Below are 21,079 nucleotides of genomic sequence, written 5' to 3'. Positions count from 1 at the left end.
AACCGCGCGCGAGCAAATATACTGGTTAATTGGCCATGTTCGGCCGCTCTCCCACGACTCCCCTTTGAATGGACTATTGCTGTGCTCAGTGTGCAAGATCTCGAAATCCGAGTAGGGGCGCGCGTGCTCATGGAGGACGTGAGCTTCCGCGTTTCCGCCGGCGACAAGATCGGCCTGGTCGGGCGCAACGGCGCAGGCAAGACCACGCTGACCAAGACCTTGGCGAGGGAGACCATGCCCACCAAGGGCAAGATCGAAAGCTCAGGCGAGATCGGCTACCTGCCGCAGGACCCCCGCTCCGGTGACCCGGACATGCTCGCCCGCACCCGCATCCTCGATGCCCGCGGGCTCGGCACCATCTCCCTCGGCCTCACCCAGGCCGGCATCGAGATGGGCAGCACCGACAGCAAGACCAGCGAACGGGCGATGAAGCGCTACGGCACCCTCACCGACGAGTTCAACGCGCTCGGCGGCTACGCGGCCGAGGCCGAAGCAGCGTCGATCGCCAGCAACCTGAACCTGCCCGACCGCATCCTCGACCAGCCGCTGCGCACCCTGTCCGGTGGTCAGCGCCGCCGCATCGAACTGGCCCGCATCCTCTTCTCCGCCGCCGAGACCATGATCCTCGATGAGCCCACCAACCACCTCGACGCCGACTCCGTCGTGTGGCTGCGCGAGTTCGTGAAGAACTACCGCGGTGGCTGCATCATCATCAGCCACGACATCGAACTCGTCGGCGACACCGTCAACCGGGTGTTCTACCTCGATGCCAACCGCATGGTCATCGACATCTACAACATGAACTGGAAGAACTACCAGCGCCAGCGCGTCGCCGACGCCGACCGTCGCAAGAAGGAACGCGCCAACGCCGAGAAGAAGGCATCGACCCTGCAGCTGCAGGCCGCCAAGTTCGGCGCCAAGGCCAGCAAGGCCGCCGCCGCGCACCAGATGGTTGCCCGTGCCGAGAAGCTGCTCTCCGGACTCGACGCCGTGCGCGCCGTCGACCGGGTGGCCAAGTTGCGCTTCCCCGAGCCCGCGCCGTGCGGTCGCACCCCGCTGATGGCCACCGACCTGTCCAAGAGCTACGGCTCGCTGGAGATCTTCGCGGCCGTGGACCTCGCCATCGACCGCGGCTCCAAAGTCGTCATCCTGGGCCTCAACGGTGCCGGTAAGACCACCCTGCTGCGGATGCTGGCCGGCGTGGACAAGCCTGACACCGGCGAAATCGTGGCAGGCCACGGCCTGCGGATCGGCTACTTCGCCCAGGAGCACGAGACCATCGATGTGAAGCGCAGTGTGCTGCAGAACATGATCTCCTCCTCGCCGAACATCACCGAGATGGAAGCCCGGCGTGTGCTCGGCTCGTTCCTGTTCACCGGCGACGACTCGCACAAGCCGGCCGGGGTCCTCTCCGGCGGAGAGAAGACCCGTCTGGCCCTGGCGATGATCGTGGTCTCCGGCGCGAACGTCCTGCTGCTCGACGAACCGACTAACAACCTCGACCCGGCCAGCCGTGAAGAGATCCTGGACGCCCTGGCGCACTTCACCGGCGCCGTGGTGCTGGTCAGCCACGATGAGGGCGCTGTCGAGGCGCTCAACCCCGAGCGGGTACTCATCATGCCCGACGGCACCGAGGACCACTGGAACAAGGACTATTTGGACCTGATCACGCTGGCCTGACCGCTCGAGTCTCCGCACAAGAAAACCCGCCGTCCCTCACGGGGCGGCGGGTTCTTCGTTCCCGGCGAGCTGATCAGGCTAGGGGCGCTGATCGATCAGCTCGTCCTCGATCTCGGCATCGCTCCTGGGCCTGGCCGCCTTGCGACGGGCGCGCTCCGCGGCCCTGTCTTGCTCCTCCGGGACGTCGGCGTTGATGCTGCGGTACTCCTGCCGTGCCGCCCAGCCCAGACCGATGAAGGCCATCAGGGCGAAGACGAACCACTGGAAGGCGTAGGAAAGGTGCGGGCCTTCATCGCGGACCGGGCGCGTGACGGCCGTCGGCCGGTCGGCGGGAGCCGGGTCCTCGGACTTCATGAGGCCGTACGCGCCGGTGTATGTCTCGGTGCCGAGACGCTCGGCGATCTCGGTCAGGTTTATCGTGGCGATCTGGTTTCCGCTGGCGCTACGACCGGCCAGTGACGGCTCGCCCTGCTTGAGGCGGGCGATCACGGTGACCTCACCGGACGGGGCCTCCGGTACGGCGTCTGGTGCGTTCTGGTTTTCGCCGGTGGGGATCCAGCCGCGGTTCACGATGAAGACGTCGCCGTTGGTCAGCAGCAGGGGAGTGAGCACCTCGAAGCCGGGGTTGATGTTCAGCGGCCGGTTGCGCACGAGGAGTTCGTCGTCCGTGAGATAGGTGCCGGTCAGTTCGACGGGCAACCACTTCTGGGATTCCTCGAAGGACTCCAGCGTGGGCAGGGCATCGGTGACGGGAACGCCCTCGGCGTCGAAGTTCGCATCCACCCGGCTGATCTCGGCCTGCGCCTCCGCCCGCCGAGCGAGCTGCCACGCCCCCAGCCCCGCACAGACCACGGCGAACACGATCGTCAGCGCGAGGTAGCCGGCCCATTGCCTGGAGAGCAGAAACCGCCAGCCGGTCATGCCTTTTCCGTTTCGTCGAGCTTGAGTGGACTCACCCGGAGCGGGAAATCACGGGTCAGCAGGAAATCACGCAGGAAGTCGACGTGCTCGTCGCAGGCCAACCAGGTCTTGACCCGGTCCTCCGCGTGGATGCGCGGATTGCGCCAGTCCAGCCGCCAGAGCGCCGGCTCCCTGCAGCCGGCTCGTGAGCAGCTGGTCGATTCCGGTGCTGCGCCGAATCCAATCACCGGGGGTCCTTGCTGTCGGGTGAAGCAGTGTCGTGTGAAGCGGTGTCGTGTGAAGCGCTGTCACCGGGGGTGCCGGCGTCCGGAGGGGTCGCGTCGGGCCGGGTCGGATCGGGCGCGGCCGGATCGGGGCGGGGGAGCACGGCCACGGCGCCGGGACGAAGCACGGTCTGGGACCGTTGGTCACCATGCACGTTCGCGGCGATGACCGCGAAGTACGGCAGCAGGATGGCCCCCAGCGCGCAGACCACCAGCCACCAGCCCTGTACGAAGAGCATCATCACGATGCACACCATGCGGATGCCCATGGTCACGGCATACCTGATCATGCGGCGGCGCCGCTCCTCCTCCGGCGACAGAGGGAGCGTCGTAATCGACTGCTGCTGCTTCATCATGCCCATCGCTCAACTGACGGTGACGATCTCATCCCGTCCGGGGTCCCAATACGCCTGTCCACGCGTTGATTCAAGACTACGTCCACTGTCCGTTCCCCGGGTCCGATCACGGGACGCTCTAAGCTGAATGAATCTGTGCCCGCCGTTCGGCGGGCGTTCCCACTGAAAGGACCGCGCCATGGCGACCGCTCGAACAGTTCTGGTAACGGGAGGCAACCGCGGCATCGGCTACGCCATCGCCGAGGAATTTCTCGCCAAAGGCCACAGGGTCGCCATCACAGCGCGCTCCGGCGAAGGCCCGGCCGGAAGCCTCACCGTGCGCGCCGACGTCACCGATTACGCCTCGATCGACGCCGCCTTCACCGAGATCGAGGCCGCATACGGCCCCGTGGAGGTCGTCGTGGCCAACGCCGGAATCACCAAGGACACCCTGCTGATGCGTATGTCGGAGGACGACTTCACCTCGGTCATCGACACCAACCTCAGCGGTGCGTTCCGGGTGGTCAAGCGGGCCTCGAAGGGCATGCTCAAGGCGAGGTTCGGCCGGATCGTGCTGATCTCCAGCGTCGTGGGTCTGTACGGTTCCGCCGGGCAGGTCAACTACTCGTCGTCGAAGAGCGGCCTGGTCGGCCTGGCCCGATCCGTCACCCGCGAGCTCGGCGCCCGCGGCATCACCGCGAACGTCGTCGCCCCCGGTTTCATCGAGACCGACATGACGGCGGCGCTGCCCGAGGCCCAGCAGGCCGAGTACAAGCGCAACATCCCGGCGGGCCGGTTCGCGTCCCCGAGCGAGGTCGCCCGGGTGGTCAGCTGGATCGCCGGTGACGACGCGTCCTACATCTCCGGCGCCGTGATCCCCGTCGACGGCGGACTGGGCATGGGCCACTAGGCCGTAGCCGCCAGCCTCACGAGGCCGGCCCCGACCGGGGGAATCCCGGTCGGGTTCAGCCGCGCAGCCCCAGCAGCGGCAGCACCTGGCTGAGATCGTTCGTGCCGATGACCAGATCGGCCGAGCGGCGCACCACGGGCTTGGCGTTGAAGGCGACACCCAGGCCGGCCACCCGCATCATGGTGAGATCGTTGGCGCCGTCCCCGACGGCGACGGTCCCGCACAGGTCGACGCCGTCCAGGGCCGCCCATTCGGTGAGCGCGTGCGCCTTGGCCGTGGCATCGATGATCGGCCCGACCAGACCGCCGGTCAACCGGCCGTCCCGCACCTCGAGGCGGTTGGCCCGCCAGTGGTCCAGGCCCAGGGTCTCGGCCAGCGGGTCCAGGAGTTCGTGGAAGCCGCCCGAGACGACACCGACCCGGCTGCCCCCGGCATGCAAACCGTCGATCAGCGCGTGCACACCATTCGTGGGGCGGATGAGCGCGCCCACCTCGGCGAAGACATCGGTCGAAAGGCCCGCCAGGGTGGCCACCCGCTGCCGCAGGCTCGCGGCGAAATCGAGCTCGCCCCGCATGGCGCGGTCGGTCACCTCGGCCACAAGGGCGAGGGAACCGGCCGCGTCGGCGAGAAGCTCGATGACTTCGTTCTCGATGAGGGTCGAATCGGCATCAAGGACGACGAGGAATCGGGCTGCAGGAATCACGGGTGGACGTGCACGCCCTTGCCGACCACGGTGATCCCGGATTCGGTGACGCTGAAGCCACGCGCGAGGTCGCGGTCCCGGTCGACGCCGATCGCGGCGCCCTCCGCAACGATGACGTCCTTGTCGAGGATGGCGCGGTGCACGACGGCGCCCGGACGGATCTGCACCCTGTCGAACACGATCGAGTCCACCACGTGGGCGCCGGAGTCGATGACGGCCCACGGGCCGACGACGCTGCGTTCCAGGTGGGCGCCGGAGATGACGCAGCCCAGCGACACTATGGAGTCGATGGCGGTCCCGAGTGAGCCCTTGCTGTCACGCACGAACTTGGCCGGCGGGGAGTTCAGCTGCTGGCTGAAGATCGGCCAGCTCTGGTTGTACAGGTTGAAGACCGGCAGCGCGGAGATCAGGTCCTGGTGGGCCTCGAAGAACGAGTCGATGGTTCCCACGTCGCGCCAGTAGTACCGGTCGCGGTCGGTCGACCCCGGCACGTCGTTGCGCTGCAGGTCGTAGACACCGGCCTCGCCACGCGAGACGAAGTCGGGAACGATGTCACCACCCATGTCATGGCTGGAGTCGGTGCGTTCGCCGTCGCGGCGCACGGCCTCGATCAGGGCGTCGGCGTTGAAGACGTAGTTTCCCATCGAGGCGAAGACTTCGTGCGGCGCGTCGGCGAGCCCGACGGCATCCTTGGGCTTCTCCAGGAAGTCCTTGATCCGGTCGGGGGTGGCGGCATCCACTTCGATGACGCCGAACTGGTCGGCCAGGCCGATCGGCTGGCGGATGGCGGCGACCGTCGCCTGCGCACCGGACGCGATGTGCGCCTCGATCATCTGGGAGAAGTCCATCCGGTAGACGTGGTCTGCACCGACCACGACGACGATGTCGGGCTTCTCATCGTGGATGAGGTTGAGGCTCTGCAGGATGGCGTCGGCCGAGCCGCTGAACCAGCGCTTGCCAAGCCGCTGCTGGGCGGGGACCGAGGCGATGTAGGAGTTGAACAGCCCTCCGGAGACGTGCCAGGTCTGTGAGACGTGGCGGTCGAGGCTGTGCGACTTGTACTGGGTGAGCACGACGATCTGGGTGACACCGGAGTTGATCAAGTTCGACAGCGCGAAGTCGATCAGACGGTAATGCCCTCCAAACGGCACTGCTGGCTTAGCGCGGTCTTCGGTCAACGGCATCAGCCGTTTTCCCTCGCCGCCTGCGAGAACGATTCCAAAGATCTTCTTGGCCTTCATAACTTCAGAGTAGGGCCATACGGGGGGAACGACCAGCGTGTGGGGGTGTGTCCGCCGTTCAGCCTGCGCTAGTTTTACTGCATGCGCGTCGATCTGCTTACCAAGGAATACCCGCCCGAGATCTACGGAGGAGCCGGCGTCCACGTCGCCGAGCTGGTCAAGGCCCTCCGTACCGACATTGATGTCACCGTGCGGTGTTTCGGTGCCCAGAGGGCCGAGGCCGACACCTTCGCCTACGGCGTTCCGGCCGAACTCGCCGACGCCAACGCCACTCTGACCACGCTCGGCGTGGACCTGCAGATGGCCCAGGACGTGCAGGGTGCCGATGTCGTGCACTCACACACCTGGTACGCCAACGGTGCCGGCCACATCGCCAAGCTGCTGCACGGCGTGCCCCACGTCGTCACAGCGCACAGCCTCGAACCGCTGCGCCCGTGGAAGGCCGAACAGCTCGGCGGCGGTTACCGCGTCTCGAGCTGGATTGAGAAGACCGCCTTCGAGGCGGCCGACGCCGTCATCGCCGTCAGCGGCGGAATGCGCGCCGACATCCTCCGCAGCTACCCGGCGCTGGACGAGGCGCGTGTGCACGTTGTCTACAACGGCATCGACCTGGACCGGTGGAAGCCGACCACCGACGACGACGTCGTTCGCGCCCTGGGGATCGATCCCGACCGGCCTTCCGTCGTGTTCGTCGGCCGGATCACCCGCCAGAAGGGCCTGCCGTACCTGCTCCGTGCCGCCGCCCTGCTGCCGCCAGAGGTGCAGCTCGTACTGTGTGCCGGCGCCCCCGACACGCCCGGCATCCTCGCCGAGGTCACCGAGCTGGTCGAGGCGTTGCAACGGGAACGTTCCGGCGTGGTGTGGATCGACAGGCTGCTTCCGCAGCACGAACTCTCGGCCGTGCTCACCGCCGGAACCGTTTTTGTCTGCCCGTCGGTGTACGAGCCGCTGGGCATCGTCAACCTTGAAGCCATGGCCTGCGGCCTGCCCGTCGTCGGCACCGCGACCGGCGGCATCCCCGAGGTCGTTGCGGATGGCGTGACGGGACGCTTGGTGCCCATCGACCAGCTCAGCGACGGCACCGGCACACCGACCGACCCGGAGGTCTTCGTGTCTGACCTGGCCCGGACCCTCACCGAGGTGCTGGCCGACCCCGCCCTGGCGGCGCAGATGGGCCGCGCCGGGCGCGTGCGCGCTGAGGAGATGTTCAGTTGGGGTCAGATTGCCGCGAGCACTCGGGAGATTTACGCCGCGCTGCTCTAGCGTGACCGAGGGCCCCGGCGACGCCCGATAACATGGCTGTATGGTCAACGTTCTTCACTTCACCGGAGTTTCCGTCGTCCGGGGTGGCACAACCATCCTGGACTCAGTGGATTGGAGCGTCGACGGCGATCAGCGCTGGGTCATCCTGGGCCCCAACGGTGCAGGCAAGACCACCACGCTCCAGATCGCGGCCGCGCTCATCCACCCGTCCCAGGGAACGGCCGAGGTCCTCGAAGAGCCGCTCGGCGGCAGTGACCTGTTCGAATTGCGTCCGCGCATCGGCTTCGCCTCCACGGCCATGGCCCGCCGGGTGCCGGCCGGTGAAACGGTTCTGAACGTGGTGATGACCGCCGCGTACTCGGTCACCGGCCGGTGGAACGAGGAATACGAGGAGATCGACGAGCGTCGTGCCCAGCGCGTCCTCGGCGAGTGGAAGCTCGATCACCTTGCCGATCGCAAGTTCGGGACCCTGAGCGACGGCGAGCAGAAGCGCGTGCAGATCGCCAGGTCCATCATGACCGACCCGGAGATCCTGCTTCTGGACGAACCGGCAGCCAGCCTCGACCTCGGAGCCAGGGAAGAACTGCTGCGCCTGCTCAGCGGGTACGCGAGCGAGCCCAACTCCCCGGCCATCATCATGGTCACCCACCACGTGGAAGAAATCCCGCGGGGATTCACCCACGTGCTGCTGCTCGCCGACGGCAAGATCGTCAGCGCCGGCCCCCTGACCGAAGCGCTCACCTCCGACACTCTCACCGAGGCTTTCGGTCTCCCGATCGAGCTGACCGAGACCGACGGGCGCTACGCGGCACGCGCAATCTGAGCTTTCCAGGGTCTGGCCACTCCCGGCCTCAAGATTCTGCTAAACTCGGTAGCTGGTCCTCGTGACCGATACACTTTTCTGCCGCAACCGGCGAGCCAGATCCCACCCATCGAAACGCAACAAGGAAGTCTCCATGAAGTCTGACATTCACCCCACATACGCTCCCGTGGTCTTCCGCGACCTCGCGTCGGGTGCGACGTTCCTTACCCGTTCGACGGTCTCCAGCTCGAAGACCATCGAGTGGGAAGACGGCACCACCTACCCGGTCATCGACGTGGAAATCTCCTCCGAGTCGCACCCGTTCTACACGGGCAAGCAGCGCATCATGGACTCCGCCGGACGCGTGGAGAAGTTCAACTCGCGCTACAAGGGCTTCGGCAAGTAGTCACGCCGCATTACCCCTAAAGGGCGACCTGCTGAGGCAGGTCGCCCTTTTTTGCGCCCTCCGATCACCCGCAGTGCAGCCAGTAGAAGCTCTGCGCCCCCAGGGTGAGGGTGAGCCCGCCCTCCTCGTCGAAGGAGGGGAACACGGCCCCGCCGAAGATGTCATAGAGGCGGGTGCCGGCCAGATCGGGTTCCTGAATCCGGAACGCGACGGGGTTGTGCGCGAAACTGAACACGCAGAGCAGGGTCTCCGGCTGGTCGCCGAAGCTCGACCCCGAACCGGCGTACACCCTGGTGAAGGCCAGGATGGACTCGTGGTCGGTGGACAACACCGTGAGCGACCCCAACCCGAAGGCCGGATGGCTGGTGCGCACGTGGATGACGTTCCGGATCCAGTGCAGCAGTGAACCGGACTGCGCGAGGTGGGATTCGACGTTGGTCTGGGCGAAGTTGTACACCAGCGACTGCACGACGGGCAGGTACAGCTTGCCGGGGTCAGCGGCCGAGAACCCGCCGTTGCGGTCCGGTGTCCATTGCATCGGGGTGCGGGAACTGTCCCGGTCGGGCAGCCAGATGTTGTCGCCCATCCCGATCTCGTCGCCGTAGTAGAGAAACGGGCTGCCGGGCAGGGAAAACAGCAGGGCGTGCGCGAGCTCAAGCTCCGAGCGGCTGTTGTCCAGCAGCGGCGCCAGGCGCCGGCGGATACCGATGTTGGCGCGCATCCGCGGGTCGTAGGCGTACCAGCCGTACATCGCCTGCCGGTACTGCTCGCTGACCATCTCCAGGGTGAGTTCGTCGTGGTTGCGCAGGAACACCGCCCAACCCGCGCCCTCGGGGATGTCCGTGGTCTCGGAGAGAACCCGCACGAGCTCGCCGGCCCGCTGGGAGCGCAGCGAATAGAAGACCCTGGGCATCACCGGGAAGTCGAAGGCCATGTGGCATTCCGGCTCGTCCTCGGTGCCCAGGAAGGCGGCCACCTCCCGCGGCCACTGGTTGGCCTCGGCGATCATGATGCGCCCCGGATACTCGCGGTCCACAATGGCCCGCAGCCGCCTGATGAACTCGTGGGTGAGGGGCTCGCCCTCACCGTTGCCCTCGTCGGACTCATACAGGTAGGGGATCGCGTCCAGCCTGAACCCGTCCACGCCCAGGTCCAGCCAGTACCGGACCACGCTGAGGATCGCGTCGTGCACGGCCGGGTTGTCATAGTTCAGGTCGGGCTGGTGGGAGAAGAACCTGTGGAAGTAGAACTGGCGCCGGACCGAGTCGAACGCCCAGTTCGACTCCTCGGTGTCCGTGAAGATGATCCGGATGTCGGGGTACTTGTTGTCGTCGTCACTCCAGACATAAAAATCACCGAACGGCCCGTCGGGTTGCTGCCGGGACTGCTGGAACCACGGGTGCTGGTCGGAGGTGTGGTTGAGCGGCAGGTCGATGACGATGCGCATATTGCGCTCGTGCGCCTTCGTGACGAGTTCCTTGAACTCGTCGAGAGTGCCGAACTCGGGCAGGATCGTTCGGTAGTCGGCCACGTCGTAGCCGCCGTCACGCAGCGGGGAGGTGAAGAACGGCGGGATCCACAGCGCGTCGATGCCCAGCCACTGCAGGTAGTCGAGCTTGGAAATCAGCCCGGACAGGTCCCCGGTGCCATCCGCGTTGCTGTCGACGAAGGAACGGACCATCACCTCGTAGAACACCGCACGGCGGTACCACCGCGGGTCGAGGGTCAGCCCGGGAAGCTGAATGGGTGCGGTGAAGCTCACGGCGTTCCTTCCGTCCCTGGCGGGTGTGGATGGTGCAGATATGAGCGATTCTAGGTCGATCGGTGCAATTCCGGTCAGGCCTCTCGCTCGCCGCCAGCCTAAACTGGGATCGATGATCGTTCCCTCGCCCTACGCCGACCTGCTCACCCTTATGGACGCGCGCGCCCACACCCTCTCCGTGCTGGGCAGCGACACCCGTTATTGGGAGTACGGTGACCCCGCCAGCCCCACGACAGTCGTGATGGTGCACGGGTTCCGCGGTGACCACCACGGCCTCGAAGCCGTCGTGGCCCAGCTCCAGGGCCTGCGGGTCATCTCGCCGGACCTGCCCGGCTTCGGCGAATCGGCTGCCTTCGGCACGGCACCGCACTCCATCGAGTCCTATGCAGCCTGGCTGGCCGATTTCCTGCGCCTGCTGGCGCTGCCCGGCCGGGTCGTGGTCCTCGGCCATTCGTTCGGGTCGATCGTCGTCGCCGCGGCCGCCGCGGCGCCGGGGGGCCTGCCGGCCCAGGACCTGGTGCTGGTGAACCCGATCGCCGCCCCCGCCCTGTCCGGGCCCCGCGGCATCCTGACCCGGCTCGCCGTCTTCTACTACTGGCTGGCGTCCAAGCTGCCCGAGCGGCTCGGGTTCGCGCTGCTGCGCAACCGGGTGATCGTGCGGGTGATGAGCATCACCATGGCCAAGACCCAGAGCCGGCAACGGCGACGCTGGATTCACAACCAGCACGACAGGTACTTCTCCGCCTTCGCGGACCGCACCGTGGTGTTGGAGGCGTTCACGGCATCCGTCAGCCACGACGTCAGCGAATACGCCGCCGCCATCGGCACCCGCACCCTGCTGATCGCCGCCGAGAAGGATGACATCACCCCGGTGACCGCCCAGGTTCGGTTGCGCGCCGTGTTCGCCGACGCCCAGCTGCACGTCCTGCCCGGCGTGGGCCACCTCATCCACTACGAAGTTCCCGAGGACGCGGCCAGGGCGCTGCGCGCCTTTCTCGACCCGGTCAGCCCGGCCCGGGCGCCCGACGGAGCCGCGTCGTGACGTCCTCGGCGTCTCGCCCGCTGCGCATAGTCTTCGACTGCCGCTACACGCGGATCGACAGGCACGACGGCATCAGCCGGTACACGGCGGGTCTGGTCACCGAACTGAGCCGGCTGCATCCGGTGACGATGCTGATCAGCGACCACCGGCAGCTGGCCCTGTTGCCGGCTCTGCCCTGGCAGCTCGTGCGGTCGCCCACCAGCCCGCTCGAACCGCTGGTGGCCCTGACCGTGAACAGGCTGGCTCCCGACATCGTGTTCAGCCCGATGCAGACGATGGGCTCGTGGGGCAGACGGTATCGCCTGGTGCTGACCGTGCACGACCTCATCTACTACCGCAACCGCACCCCGCCGCGTGAGTTTTCCTTCGGCATCCGCCTCCTCTGGCGGCTCTACCACCTGTCCTGGACCCCGCAGCGGATGCTGCTGAACCGCTCCGACGCCGTCGTGACGGTGTCGGAGACCACCGGTGCGCTGATCCAGCGCCACCGGCTCACCCGGCGGCCGGTCTCCGTGGTGCCCAACGCGGCCGATTCCGTCGCCGCAACGGCCCAGCCGGGCGAGCGAACCGGACCGGCGACCAAACGCCTGGTCTACATGGGCTCGTTCATGCCGTACAAGAACGTGGACACCCTGGTGCGCGCCGCCGCGGCTCTGCCCGGCTATGAGCTGCATCTGCTCAGCCGCGTCGGTGACGCCGAGCGCGCCCGGCTGGCCGCCCTGGCCCCGCAGGCGACCCTGGTCTTCCACAACGGAGTCAGCGACGAGGAATACGTCTCGCTGCTGTCCAGCGCCACGGCCCTGGTCACCACGTCTCTCGACGAGGGCTTCGGCATCCCCCTGGTCGAGGCGATGAGCCTGGGCATCCCGGTGCTGGTGAGCGACATTCCCATCTTTCGGGAAATCGGCGGCGACGCGGCCGGTTATGTGCCGCCGCTGGAGCCGGACGCGCTGGCGGCCGCGGTGCGCGCCCTCGAGGCGCCGGGGGAGTGGCTGCGCCGCTCACGGCTCTCCGTGGTCCAGGCCGGGCGTTTCACCTGGGCCGAGTCCGCCGAACGTCTTCTCCGGGTACTGCAGGGCACCCAGGCGGCATCCCGCCGACGGTGACCGCGGTTCTCAACGCGCCGAGACGACGCTCTCCAGGTGGAGTCGGCCGCCCTGCCAACGGAACTCGTGAATCGAGCCGTTGGGAATGAGCTCACCGGCGGCGGGCCTGTCTCCGCCCGTGGTGTAGCGCAGGAGCGTGCCGATCACCCCGCCGTGGCAGACGACGACGACCTCCCGGCCGACGTAGGTGAGGGCGATCCGTTCCAACGCCGGCAACACCCGGTCGAGCACGGCCTGGCGGGTTTCGAGACCCGGCACTGAGGAGCCGTCCGGGAACCGCGCCTGGCGTTCCGCAAAGGTCAGCCCCTCGATCTGGCCGTGGTGACGCTCGGTGAGTTCGGGAATGACGAGCGGTGCCGGGTGGTCCAGTTCACCGGCGATGATCCGGGCGCTTTCGTGCGCACGTAGCAGCGGACTGGTGACGATCGCGTCCCAGCGGGTGCGGCTCAGTTTCAGGCCGGTTTCCGCCGCCTGGGCCCGGCCCGTGGAGTTCAGCGGGATATCGGTGCTGCCCTGGATACGTTTTTCCAGGTTCCAGTCGGTCTGGCCGTGTCTGACTATCGCGAGCTTGGTGATCACAACGCTGCCTTCTGCTGGACGAGTACTGCTCGGCGCTGGCCGGCTACAGGTCGGTGAGTCGGGTCACCAACCCGGCAAACGTCTCCGACGTGCCTGCCTCCAGTTTAACCAGGGCGCGGCCGTCGCCCTTGGTCGCCCCGCGGTTGATCACCACGATGGGCAGCTTGCGGCGCCTGGCCTGCTCGAGCAACCGGATTCCCGAATTGACCGCGAGTGAGGAGCCCGCCACGATCAGGGCGTCCGCCGCGCGGACGAGAGCGGAGGCCGCGGTGAACTTCCCCGTCGGGACCAGCTCACCGAAGAACACCACATTGGGCTTGAGCAGCCCGCCGCACACCGAGCAGTCCGGAACGATGAAATTCTCGATGTCGACCACGATGGCGTCGCCGTCCGGTGCGATCTCGACCTGGTCGGGGTCAGCCAGCACCGGATTGTGCGCCTCCAGGCGGGCGGCGATGCTGTCCCGGCCGAATGCCTGCCCGCAGGAGAGGCAGACCACCAGGTCCATCGATCCGTGCAGGTCGACGACGTGGCGGGACCCGGCGCGGGTGTGCAGGCCGTCGACGTTCTGGGTGATGATGCCGCTGACCAGGCCGGCGGTTTCGAGGGCGACAAGCGACCGGTGGCCCAGATTGGGTTCGGCGGCCCGGAACCGGTGCCAGCCCAGGTGGCTTCCGGCCCAGTAGCGTTTGCGCGCCCGTTCGTCGGCGAGGAAGGTCTGGAAGGTCATCGGCACGCGCACCGGGGCGCCCGCTCCGCGGTAGTCGGGGATTCCGGAATCGGTACTCACCCCGGCGCCGGTGAGGACGGCCGTGCGCCGGCCGCGCAGGATCGCCGCCACGGCGTCGAGGTCTTCCCCGGCCGCCGCAGACGTCGTCAGGACAGTCTCGGCCGTCATGATGCTCCATCCTCGTGCGTCGCCGCCGGCCGGGCCCCGGGGGAGCTGGCGTGGCGTCGATGTCCTCTGAGTCTAAACTGGTCAGTTTTCGGCTGTGTTACGGTTCCAGGTTCCGGCACCGGCAGCCGGCAACAGACCCCTCCCAGAAAGGCGGCGGCTTTCGTGCAGATCGTCCCGATTACCGACCTCGATGCGCCCGGCCTCGCCGACTACTCGCGTCTGACCGACGTTGCCCTGCGCCGCGTGTCCGAACCGGCGAACGGCCTGTACATCGCCGAGTCGGCCAAGGTGATCGGCCGGGCCCTCGCCGCCGGGCATCGTCCGCGTTCGGTTCTCGTGCAGGAGCAGTGGCTGCCGGATGCCGAGCGCCTGCTGGCGGACTGGCCGGATGTCCCGATCTATGTGGGCTCTGCGGCGCTCCTGGAGCAGCTCACCGGCTACAACCTGCACCGCGGGGCCCTGGCGGCCATGCACCGCCCCGACCTGGCGTCGGTGGCCGACATCATCCGCGGCGCCCGGCGCATCGTGATTCTCGAAGACATCGTCGACCACACCAATGTTGGTGCGATCTTCAGGTCGGTCGCAGGGCTCGGTGCTGATGCCGTGCTGATCACGCCGCGCTGTGCCGACCCGTTGTACCGGCGCAGCGTCCGGGTGAGCATGGGAACCGTGCTGCAGGTGCCCTGGACCCGGCTGCCGGAATGGGACCAGGCCGCGTCGGTCCTGCACGAGCACGGCTTCCACCTGGCGGCGCTGGCCCTGGCCGACGACGCCGTCTCCCTGGACGTCTTCGCGAACGACCCGCCGGAGCGGGTGGCACTGATTCTCGGCACCGAGGGCGACGGACTGAGCCGCACCGCATTGGCCGTGGCCGACACCGTGGTCACGATCCCGATGCTGCACGGCGTGGATTCGCTGAACGTCGCCTCGGCCAGCGCCGTGGCCCTGTGGGCGCTCCGCGCCTAGCCGTTTCCCTGGCGCGCGGCGACCCTGCGAACACGTCCGGGCACCCGTGGTTAGAATCATCGAATGTCTAACTCCCGTGGCCAGGTCTACCGCCGTCGGCGTATCGCAGTCTTCGGCGTGCTCGCCGTGGTCCTCGCATCCGGCGCCTACCTCACCAGCACGGGCCTCGCCCCGGTCTCCAGCACGGCCGCAGCCCTCACCGACCCGCCCGCGCTCAGCCAGGCGGCTGTCGCACCCGCCTGGCCCGACCAGGGTGCCGGCGCCATCGGCGCCGTCGGCTTCGACGGGGTCCTGAGCTCCAGCGGCGACCAGGCTTCGGTGCCCATCGCCAGCATCACCAAAATGGTCACCGCCCTGGTGATCCTCGAGGCCAAGCCGCTCACCGGCGACGAGCCCGGACCCGACATCACCTTCACCGACGCCGACGTCGACATCTACTACGACGCGATCGCGGAGGACGGCTCGGTGGCGCCCGTTTCCGCCGGCCAGGTGCTCAGCCAACGCGAAGCCTTCGAAACGATGCTGATTCCCTCGGCGAACAACTACAGCGTGTCCCTCGCCGTGTGGGCGTTCGGTTCCGTGGACGCGTACCTGGCCGCCGCCGCGGACTATCTCGCCGCGAACGGCCTGACTGGCACGACCGTCGCCGACACCAGCGGCATTTCCGCCCAGAGTGTGAGCAGCCCGGCCGACCTGGTGGCCATCGGCAAACTCGTGATGGCCAACCCGGCCCTGGCGGGCATCGTGGCCATGCCCAGCGCCGTCATCCCGACCGTGGGCACCGTGACCAACACGAACAAGCTGCTCGGCGTCGACGGCGTCGACGGCATCAAGACCGGCACCACGGACGAGGCCGGCGCCTGCCTGCTCTTCGCCGTGGACGTTCCCGTCGGCGACACCTCGGTCACCCTGGTGGGTGTCGTGCTCGGTGGGGACACCCACAGCGAACTCAACGAGAGCATCCTGAGCCTCATCGACAGCGTGGAGCCCGGGTTCCGCACGGTGACCCTGGTCGAGGCCGGCACGTCCTACGGCACGTACACGACCCCCTGGGGGCAGTCGGCGCGGGCTGTGGCCGAGACCTCCGAGTCCGCCGTGGTCTGGTCCGACACCCCGATCGAAAGTACCGTCGACGTCTCGGCGCTGACCCTGGGTGAGAAGGGCGACTCCGTCGGCAGCGTCGACGTGACCGTCGGTACGGAGACCGTCACTGTTCCGCTCGTCCTCGACCAGACCATCACCGATCCGGGGCCGTTCTGGCGTTGGACCAACCCCGGCGAGATCTAACCGATTCCGCGTTCGGTCTCGATTTCGGTTTCGGTGTCGTCCGGCTGGTCGAGCCTGGTCACCGGGTCCGCGGCGGGGCGCTTGGGCAGGATGTTGTCCCCCGAGGACTGGTGACGCACCCGGCGCAGCACCCAGGGCACCAGATACTCCCTCGCCCAGGCGAGGTCTTCGGTGCGCGCCTGACGCCAGGTGACGCCGGGCATCGGCTCCGGCAGCTGCGGCTCGAGCGCATTGAGCACATTGAGCGCGTCCAGCACCATCCTGGCCACGGTGTGGTGGCCAAGCGGATTGAGGTGCAGCCGGTCGGGGGCCCACATCCGGGGGTCCTGGATCTCGGTCAGCGACCACATATCGGCCACGATCGCGCCATGGGCGGCGGCGATGGCGCGGATGTTCTCGTTGTAGATCGCCACCTTGCCGCGCAGGCCCCGCAGCACGGGGGAGAAGCGCACATCGGTGCCGGTGAAAACCACCACCGTGGCGCCCTCCGACCCGAGCAGTCCGACCGCGTCGTCAAACCGCGTGGCGATGGCATCCGGGTCACTGCCCGGCCGCAGAACATCGTTGCCGCCGGCGGAGATCGTGACCAGGTCGGGCCGCAGGGCCAGCGCTGGACCCACCTGTTCGGCCAGGATCTGATTCATCAGCTTGCCCCTGACCGCCAGATTGCCGTACGCGAAATCGTCCGAACCCAGGCTGAGCATCTCGGCAACCCGGTCCGCCCACCCGCGGTTCCCGCCGGGGCTGGCCGCTTCCGGGTCACCGATGCCCTCGGTGAACGAGTCGCCGAGAGCGACGTAGCGGGACCACGGATGCTGCTGTTTCGACATGCTGTCAGTCTGCACCGTCGGGCGGATGTCGGCGCGAGTTGGTAATCTCTTATGAAGTGACTACTCCACCTGACTTCGGATCCGCTTTCCGGGAACCCTCGCACCGGGAGACCACTGAACCCGGATTGTTCGCCCTGCCTGATCGGGAGAGCAATCTCGCCGACACCGTCGACACCCCGCCCGTCTTCGGGCCGGACCGCGGACCGGCCGGCACCAGCGCCGCGGAGCACCTCTCCCCGTCATTCCCCGAACGAGCCGCCTGGGGCACCGCGAGCAAGCTCCGCGCCTGGCAGGCCGAGGCCCTCGAGGCCTACTTCCAACACCAGCCCCGCGACTTCCTCGCCGCGGCCACCCCCGGTGCCGGCAAGACCACCTTCGCGCTGCGCCTGGCCGCCGAGCTGCGGGCCCGCCGGGTGATCGACCGCATCACCGTGGTCGCCCCGACCGAGCACCTCAAACGCCAGTGGGCGGATGCGGCCGCCCGCGCCGGCATCCGCCTGGATCCCGGCTTCAAGAACGCGCACGGCCGCTACGGTAGCCATTTCCACGGCATCGCCGTCACCTACGCTCAGGTGGCCACCCGCGCGGCGCTGCACCGCGAACTCACCCAGGCCAGCCGCACCCTGGTGATCCTCGACGAGGTGCACCACGGCGGCGACGCCCTCAGCTGGGGCGACGCCATCCGCGAGGCCTTCGATCCGGCCACCCGGCGGCTCTCGCTCACCGGTACCCCGTTCCGCTCGGACACGTCGCCCATCCCGTTCGTGACCTACCTGCCCGACAAGCACGGCATCCGGCTGTCACAGAGCGACTACAACTACGGCTACGGCCGCGCCCTCGAAGACGGCGTCGTGCGCCCGGTGATGTTCATGGTCTACGCCGGGCACATGAAGTGGCGCACCCGGACCGGCGACGAGATGGAGGCCAAGCTCGGCGAGGGCAATACCAAGGACATCACCTCGCAGGCCTGGCGGACGGCACTGGAACCCACCGGCCAGTGGATTCCCGCGGTCCTGCGGGCCGCGGACGCTCGCCTCACCGAGGTGCGGCACGGTATCCCGGATGCCGGCGGCCTGGTGATCGCGACGGACCAGACCACGGCGCGCGCGTACGCGGCCATCCTCGAGGAGATCTCCGGCGAGGCCGCCACCGTGGTGCTTTCCGACGAAAAGGAATCCAGCGACCGGATCGACGAGTTCTCGCACAACACCCGGCGCTGGATGGTCGCGGTGCGGATGGTGTCTGAGGGTGTGGACGTTCCGCGCCTGGCCGTGGGCGTCTACGCGACGAGCGCCTCCACGCCGCTGTTCTTCGCGCAGGCCATCGGCCGGTTCGTGCGCGCCCGCCGTCGCGGTGAGACCGCCTCGATCTTCCTGCCCAACGTGCCCGGCCTGCTGAGCCTCGCCAACGCGATGGAACTCGAACGCGACCACGCGCTGGACCGCAGCAACCGTGACGACGGCGACGACGGCATGTACAACCCCGAGGACGCCATGGTGGCGGCCGCCAACAAGTCCGAGAAGGCCTCAGACGACCTCGGCCAGGAGGAATTCACCTGGCAGGCGCTGGATTCCCAGGCCACCTTCGACATGGTGATGTTCAACGGCGACGAGTTCGGGGAGCTCGCCGAACCCGGCACCGACGAGGAGTTCGACTTCATCGGCATCCCCGGGCTGCTCGAACCCGAGCAGGTCTCCGAGCTGCTGCGCCAACGACAGCACCGGCAGGCCAAGCGCGGCTCTGAGCGGCGCACAGCGGCCGCGGCGGTCGAGGGAGCACCGGAGGAGCCGATACCCCTGTATCGCACGCTCAAGGAGCAGCGGGCGCTGCTGGGCAGCCTCGTGGGTATGTGGTCCAAGCTGGCGGGGGAGCCGCACGCCATGGTGCACGCCGAGCTGCGCCGGCTCTGCGGGGGACCCGCGGTCGCCCAGGCCAGCGTCACCCAGATCCAGAAGCGCATCGACCTGCTCCGCCGCCGCCTCGGCCGCAGCTGACCCGACGCTCGCAGATTCACCGTCGACATCCGCCGGAAACCCATCTGTGACGCAGTTGGTGCAGGAGCGGCTGTCGCTGTCGAAGAACGGTCGATAAACTGACGCTCAAACGAAAGAGAGCGTGTATGGATTCCAAGAAAGCCGACCTGGACCGCGTCGACCGGGCGCTGCTCCGCGCGCTCTCGGTCAACGCTCGCGCCTCCGGAGCCGCGTTGGCCGCCGAAATCGGCGTGGCGGAGTCCACGGTGTCCCTCCGGCTGCGCCGGCTGCAGCAGCTGGGCCACATCCGCGGCTACCGGGCCAACATCGACCTGGCCGCCCTCGGGGCCTCACTGCAGGCCCTGATCTCGGTGCGACTGGCCAAGCACGCGAGGGAGCAGATCGATGACTTCCGCAGTGCCGCTCCGCACTGGCCCGGCGTGATCGGGTTGTTCCACACCGCCGGCGCCGACGACTACCTGTTGCACGTGGCCGCGGCGGATGCCTCCGACCTGCGCGACTTCGTCCTCGAGCACCTGGCAGAGCATCCGGCGGTGGCGCACACCGAGACCAACCTGATCTTCGAGTACGTCGACGGCGACGGCTGGCAGGACCTGGTCAAGTAGCGCGCCTGCTCGTTCCCGCCAGCCCGTTCCCGCACGCCAACTGTTCCCCGTGCGGACAAATGCACCCGGTACGCCGGACGCACTTGTCCGCCTGGGGAACAGTTGTTTTGCCTACGCGGGTTAAAAAAGCAACGCCCCCGCCGAAGCGGGGGCGTTGCAAGCAGCTTTGAGCTGCCGCAGCTCTATTTAGAGGGCGCGGATGTTCTCGGCCTGGGGACCCTTGGGGCCCTGGGTTACCTCGAACTCGACCTTCTGGTTCTCATCGAGCGACTTGTAGCCGTTCGAAGCGATCGCGGAGTAGTGCGCGAAGACATCGGCGCTTCCGTCGTCGGGAGCGATGAATCCGAAGCCCTTTTCAGCGTTGAACCATTTCACGGTACCTGTTGCCATTATGAAACTCCTCCAGGAGTGTTAGAAAGGCCCCGACTTTCGAGGCCGTTCGTCGCGGTATTCGTCGTCCGCTTCCGAAAGGAATAAGCCCGCACCGACCGAAGTCGATACGTTTTTTAGACGTGCAAGCACTACAACTACTTCGACAACACTAGCCCACATCGCTCGGTCTGCGTGAAGTTCTGTGCGAAAAAGCGATCAAAGTGTTACGAATTCTGACAGAAATGCTCAAAGTGTGCCGGTGACGGCGCTATTCGACGGTGACGAAATCGATCAGCTGCTCGACCCGGCCAAGCAATGACGGTTCGAGATCGGCGTAGCTGCGCACCTGTCCCAGGATTCGCTGCCAGGCCCTGGCGATGTCGGCCTGGTCGTCGTGCGGCCAGCCGAGCGCCGCGCAGATGCCGTGCTTCCACTCGATGTTGCGCGGAATCTGCGGCCAGACCGGCAGATTCAGTCGGGCCGGCTTCACCGACTGCCAGACATCCACATAGGGATGTCCGACCACGAGGACGTGCCGGCCGTGTGGGCCGCGGGCGACGGCCTCGGCTATGCGGCTCTCCTTGGATCCGGGCACCAGGTGGTCAACGAGAACGCCGACGCGGCGTGTCGGTCCCGGCTTGAAGTCCGCCAGCAGTTCGGCGAGGTTGTCCACGCCCTCGATGTACTCCACCACGACGCCCTCGATGCGGAGGTCGGCGCCCCAGACCTTCTCGACGAGCTCGGCATCGTGGCGGCCCTCGACGAAGATGCGGCTGGCCCTGGCCACCCGCGCCGGCGCATCCGCCACCGCCAGCGAACCGGACGCCGTGCGTCCCCGGGTCGCCGGGGCGGCAGCCCGAGGCGGCACGAGGACGACAGGCTCGCCGTCGAGCAGGAAGCCGCCGCCGAGGGGGAACAGCCGGAGCTTCCCGTGCCGGTCCTCCAGGGTGACGACCTTCTTCTCGACCCTGATCACCGCACCGCAGAACCCGGTGGCGACCTCCTCGACGACCAGGTCGCGTACGGCCTCCTGCTGGGGGACCACACGGCGGCCGGCCTCCCGCCATCCGGCGGCGAGCACATCATTGGAGTAACGGTCTTCATTCACGCAATC

22 protein-coding genes are annotated in these 21,079 nt (G+C 67.6%); 11 read left to right on the top strand and 11 right to left on the bottom strand.

Annotated elements, in window-relative coordinates; translation table 11 throughout:
* Positions 1–81 precede the first annotated feature (81 nt).
* On the top strand, positions 82–1,680 hold the full coding sequence (locus tag CXY76_RS15860) for an ABC-F family ATP-binding cassette domain-containing protein (protein ID WP_104166244.1): 1,599 nt from the start codon (positions 82–84) through the stop codon (positions 1,678–1,680).
* A gap of 78 nt (positions 1,681–1,758) precedes the next feature.
* Here CXY76_RS15860 and CXY76_RS15855 read toward each other — a convergent pair whose 3' ends face one another.
* The 3 genes from CXY76_RS15855 to CXY76_RS15845 are packed head-to-tail and all read right to left on the bottom strand — an operon-like array spanning position 1,759 to position 3,220.
* Positions 1,759–2,601 (bottom strand): SURF1 family protein, encoded by an 843-nt coding sequence (locus CXY76_RS15855; RefSeq protein WP_104166242.1) that lies wholly within the window; start codon positions 2,599–2,601, stop codon positions 1,759–1,761.
* Positions 2,598–2,828: a hypothetical protein gene (locus CXY76_RS15850; RefSeq protein ID WP_104166240.1), complete on the bottom strand. Its 231-nt coding sequence runs from the start codon at positions 2,826–2,828 to the stop codon at positions 2,598–2,600. The genes CXY76_RS15855 and CXY76_RS15850 overlap by 4 nt, the downstream gene beginning before the upstream one ends.
* A complete protein-coding gene (locus CXY76_RS15845; protein ID WP_104167314.1) occupies positions 2,825–3,220 on the bottom strand; it encodes a DUF3099 domain-containing protein in 396 nt (131 codons plus the stop codon). The genes CXY76_RS15850 and CXY76_RS15845 overlap by 4 nt, the downstream gene beginning before the upstream one ends.
* A gap of 178 nt (positions 3,221–3,398) precedes the next feature.
* On the opposite strand from CXY76_RS15845, the gene fabG reads away from it, so the two are divergent.
* A complete protein-coding gene (gene fabG / locus CXY76_RS15840) occupies positions 3,399–4,109 on the top strand; it encodes a 3-oxoacyl-ACP reductase FabG (protein WP_104166238.1) in 711 nt (236 codons plus the stop codon).
* 55 nt (positions 4,110–4,164) lie between these two features.
* Here the strand turns inward: fabG and serB are convergent, their stop codons facing one another.
* Positions 4,165–4,812: a phosphoserine phosphatase SerB gene (serB, locus tag CXY76_RS15835; RefSeq protein ID WP_104166236.1), complete on the bottom strand. Its 648-nt coding sequence runs from the start codon at positions 4,810–4,812 to the stop codon at positions 4,165–4,167.
* A complete protein-coding gene (locus tag CXY76_RS15830; protein WP_088456226.1) occupies positions 4,809–6,053 on the bottom strand; it encodes a glucose-1-phosphate adenylyltransferase in 1,245 nt (414 codons plus the stop codon). The genes serB and CXY76_RS15830 overlap by 4 nt, the downstream gene beginning before the upstream one ends.
* Before the next feature lie 81 nt (positions 6,054–6,134).
* On the opposite strand from CXY76_RS15830, the gene glgA reads away from it, so the two are divergent.
* From glgA to CXY76_RS15815, 3 genes are all read left to right on the top strand, one after another.
* Positions 6,135–7,316 (top strand): glycogen synthase, encoded by a 1,182-nt coding sequence (glgA, locus tag CXY76_RS15825; RefSeq protein WP_104166234.1) that lies wholly within the window; start codon positions 6,135–6,137, stop codon positions 7,314–7,316.
* 40 nt (positions 7,317–7,356) lie between these two features.
* The gene (locus CXY76_RS15820; protein ID WP_104166232.1) at positions 7,357–8,139 is read left to right on the top strand and encodes an ABC transporter ATP-binding protein; all 783 of its coding nucleotides are present in this window, start codon (positions 7,357–7,359) and stop codon (positions 8,137–8,139) included.
* A 133-nt stretch (positions 8,140–8,272) separates the two neighbouring features.
* Positions 8,273–8,524 carry a type B 50S ribosomal protein L31 gene (locus CXY76_RS15815; RefSeq protein WP_066595443.1) on the top strand — a complete coding sequence of 84 codons (252 nt, stop codon included), beginning with the start codon at positions 8,273–8,275 and terminating at the stop codon, positions 8,522–8,524.
* A gap of 64 nt (positions 8,525–8,588) precedes the next feature.
* Here CXY76_RS15815 and treS read toward each other — a convergent pair whose 3' ends face one another.
* Complete coding sequence (gene treS, locus CXY76_RS15810; RefSeq protein ID WP_104166230.1) at positions 8,589–10,286, bottom strand: maltose alpha-D-glucosyltransferase; 1,698 nt, start codon at positions 10,284–10,286, stop codon at positions 8,589–8,591.
* Positions 10,287–10,398: 112 nt separating this feature from the next.
* Here treS and CXY76_RS15805 point away from each other — a divergent pair, with 112 nt between their 5' ends.
* Complete coding sequence (locus CXY76_RS15805) at positions 10,399–11,328, top strand: alpha/beta fold hydrolase (protein WP_104166228.1); 930 nt, start codon at positions 10,399–10,401, stop codon at positions 11,326–11,328.
* 20 nt (positions 11,329–11,348) lie between these two features.
* The gene (locus CXY76_RS15800) at positions 11,349–12,434 is read left to right on the top strand and encodes a glycosyltransferase family 1 protein (protein WP_104167312.1); all 1,086 of its coding nucleotides are present in this window, start codon (positions 11,349–11,351) and stop codon (positions 12,432–12,434) included.
* 9 nt (positions 12,435–12,443) lie between these two features.
* On the opposite strand, the gene CXY76_RS15795 is transcribed toward CXY76_RS15800, so the two are convergent.
* Complete coding sequence (locus tag CXY76_RS15795; protein ID WP_233199949.1) at positions 12,444–13,013, bottom strand: histidine phosphatase family protein; 570 nt, start codon at positions 13,011–13,013, stop codon at positions 12,444–12,446.
* Between the two features lie 43 nt (positions 13,014–13,056).
* Complete coding sequence (locus CXY76_RS15790; protein ID WP_104166226.1) at positions 13,057–13,911, bottom strand: Sir2 family NAD-dependent protein deacetylase; 855 nt, start codon at positions 13,909–13,911, stop codon at positions 13,057–13,059.
* Between the two features lie 162 nt (positions 13,912–14,073).
* On the opposite strand from CXY76_RS15790, the gene CXY76_RS15785 reads away from it, so the two are divergent.
* Both CXY76_RS15785 and CXY76_RS15780 read left to right on the top strand, forming a co-directional pair.
* Entirely contained in the window at positions 14,074–14,877 is an 804-nt protein-coding gene (locus CXY76_RS15785) for an RNA methyltransferase (RefSeq protein ID WP_104166224.1), read from the top strand.
* 63 nt (positions 14,878–14,940) lie between these two features.
* Complete coding sequence (locus CXY76_RS15780) at positions 14,941–16,164, top strand: D-alanyl-D-alanine carboxypeptidase family protein (RefSeq protein ID WP_104166223.1); 1,224 nt, start codon at positions 14,941–14,943, stop codon at positions 16,162–16,164.
* Here the strand turns inward: CXY76_RS15780 and CXY76_RS15775 are convergent.
* A complete protein-coding gene (locus CXY76_RS15775; protein WP_104166221.1) occupies positions 16,161–16,994 on the bottom strand; it encodes an SGNH/GDSL hydrolase family protein in 834 nt (277 codons plus the stop codon). The genes CXY76_RS15780 and CXY76_RS15775 overlap by 4 nt on opposite strands.
* A gap of 134 nt (positions 16,995–17,128) precedes the next feature.
* Here CXY76_RS15775 and CXY76_RS15770 point away from each other — a divergent pair, with 134 nt between their 5' ends.
* Both CXY76_RS15770 and CXY76_RS15765 read left to right on the top strand, forming a co-directional pair.
* Positions 17,129–18,988 (top strand): DEAD/DEAH box helicase, encoded by a 1,860-nt coding sequence (locus CXY76_RS15770; protein WP_104167308.1) that lies wholly within the window; start codon positions 17,129–17,131, stop codon positions 18,986–18,988.
* Between the two features lie 125 nt (positions 18,989–19,113).
* A complete protein-coding gene (locus CXY76_RS15765; RefSeq protein ID WP_066595420.1) occupies positions 19,114–19,593 on the top strand; it encodes an Lrp/AsnC family transcriptional regulator in 480 nt (159 codons plus the stop codon).
* A 186-nt stretch (positions 19,594–19,779) separates the two neighbouring features.
* On the opposite strand, the gene CXY76_RS15760 is transcribed toward CXY76_RS15765, so the two are convergent.
* A complete protein-coding gene (locus CXY76_RS15760) occupies positions 19,780–19,983 on the bottom strand; it encodes a cold-shock protein (RefSeq protein WP_035840308.1) in 204 nt (67 codons plus the stop codon).
* A 250-nt stretch (positions 19,984–20,233) separates the two neighbouring features.
* Positions 20,234–21,073, bottom strand: a complete 840-nt coding sequence (locus CXY76_RS15755; protein WP_199190336.1) for a DUF3097 domain-containing protein — start codon at positions 21,071–21,073, stop codon at positions 20,234–20,236.
* Positions 21,074–21,079 lie beyond the last annotated feature (6 nt).

The organism is Cryobacterium sp. N22 (genome assembly GCF_002929555.1).
Classification (GTDB): domain Bacteria; phylum Actinomycetota; class Actinomycetes; order Actinomycetales; family Microbacteriaceae; genus Cryobacterium.
This window is presented reverse-complemented; position numbering and strand designations above follow the sequence as displayed.

Excerpts from the sequence above, each read along its gene's own strand:
- CXY76_RS15855 (WP_104166242.1), bottom strand. The coding sequence starts at position 2,601 with ATGACCGGCTGGCGGTTTCTGCTCTCCAGGCAATGGGCCGGCTACCTC.
- CXY76_RS15845 (WP_104167314.1), bottom strand. The coding sequence starts at position 3,220 with ATGATGAAGCAGCAGCAGTCGATTACGACGCTCCCTCTGTCGCCGGAG.
- fabG (WP_104166238.1), top strand. The coding sequence starts at position 3,399 with ATGGCGACCGCTCGAACAGTTCTGGTAACGGGAGGCAACCGCGGCATC.
- CXY76_RS15830 (WP_088456226.1), bottom strand. The coding sequence starts at position 6,053 with ATGAAGGCCAAGAAGATCTTTGGAATCGTTCTCGCAGGCGGCGAGGGA.
- glgA (WP_104166234.1), top strand. The coding sequence starts at position 6,135 with ATGCGCGTCGATCTGCTTACCAAGGAATACCCGCCCGAGATCTACGGA.
- CXY76_RS15820 (WP_104166232.1), top strand. The coding sequence starts at position 7,357 with ATGGTCAACGTTCTTCACTTCACCGGAGTTTCCGTCGTCCGGGGTGGC.
- CXY76_RS15815 (WP_066595443.1), top strand. The coding sequence starts at position 8,273 with ATGAAGTCTGACATTCACCCCACATACGCTCCCGTGGTCTTCCGCGAC.
- CXY76_RS15805 (WP_104166228.1), top strand. The coding sequence starts at position 10,399 with ATGATCGTTCCCTCGCCCTACGCCGACCTGCTCACCCTTATGGACGCG.
- CXY76_RS15790 (WP_104166226.1), bottom strand. The coding sequence starts at position 13,911 with ATGACGGCCGAGACTGTCCTGACGACGTCTGCGGCGGCCGGGGAAGAC.
- CXY76_RS15780 (WP_104166223.1), top strand. The coding sequence starts at position 14,941 with ATGTCTAACTCCCGTGGCCAGGTCTACCGCCGTCGGCGTATCGCAGTC.
- CXY76_RS15775 (WP_104166221.1), bottom strand. The coding sequence starts at position 16,994 with ATGTCGAAACAGCAGCATCCGTGGTCCCGCTACGTCGCTCTCGGCGAC.
- CXY76_RS15765 (WP_066595420.1), top strand. The coding sequence starts at position 19,114 with ATGGATTCCAAGAAAGCCGACCTGGACCGCGTCGACCGGGCGCTGCTC.
- CXY76_RS15760 (WP_035840308.1), bottom strand. The coding sequence starts at position 19,983 with ATGGCAACAGGTACCGTGAAATGGTTCAACGCTGAAAAGGGCTTCGGA.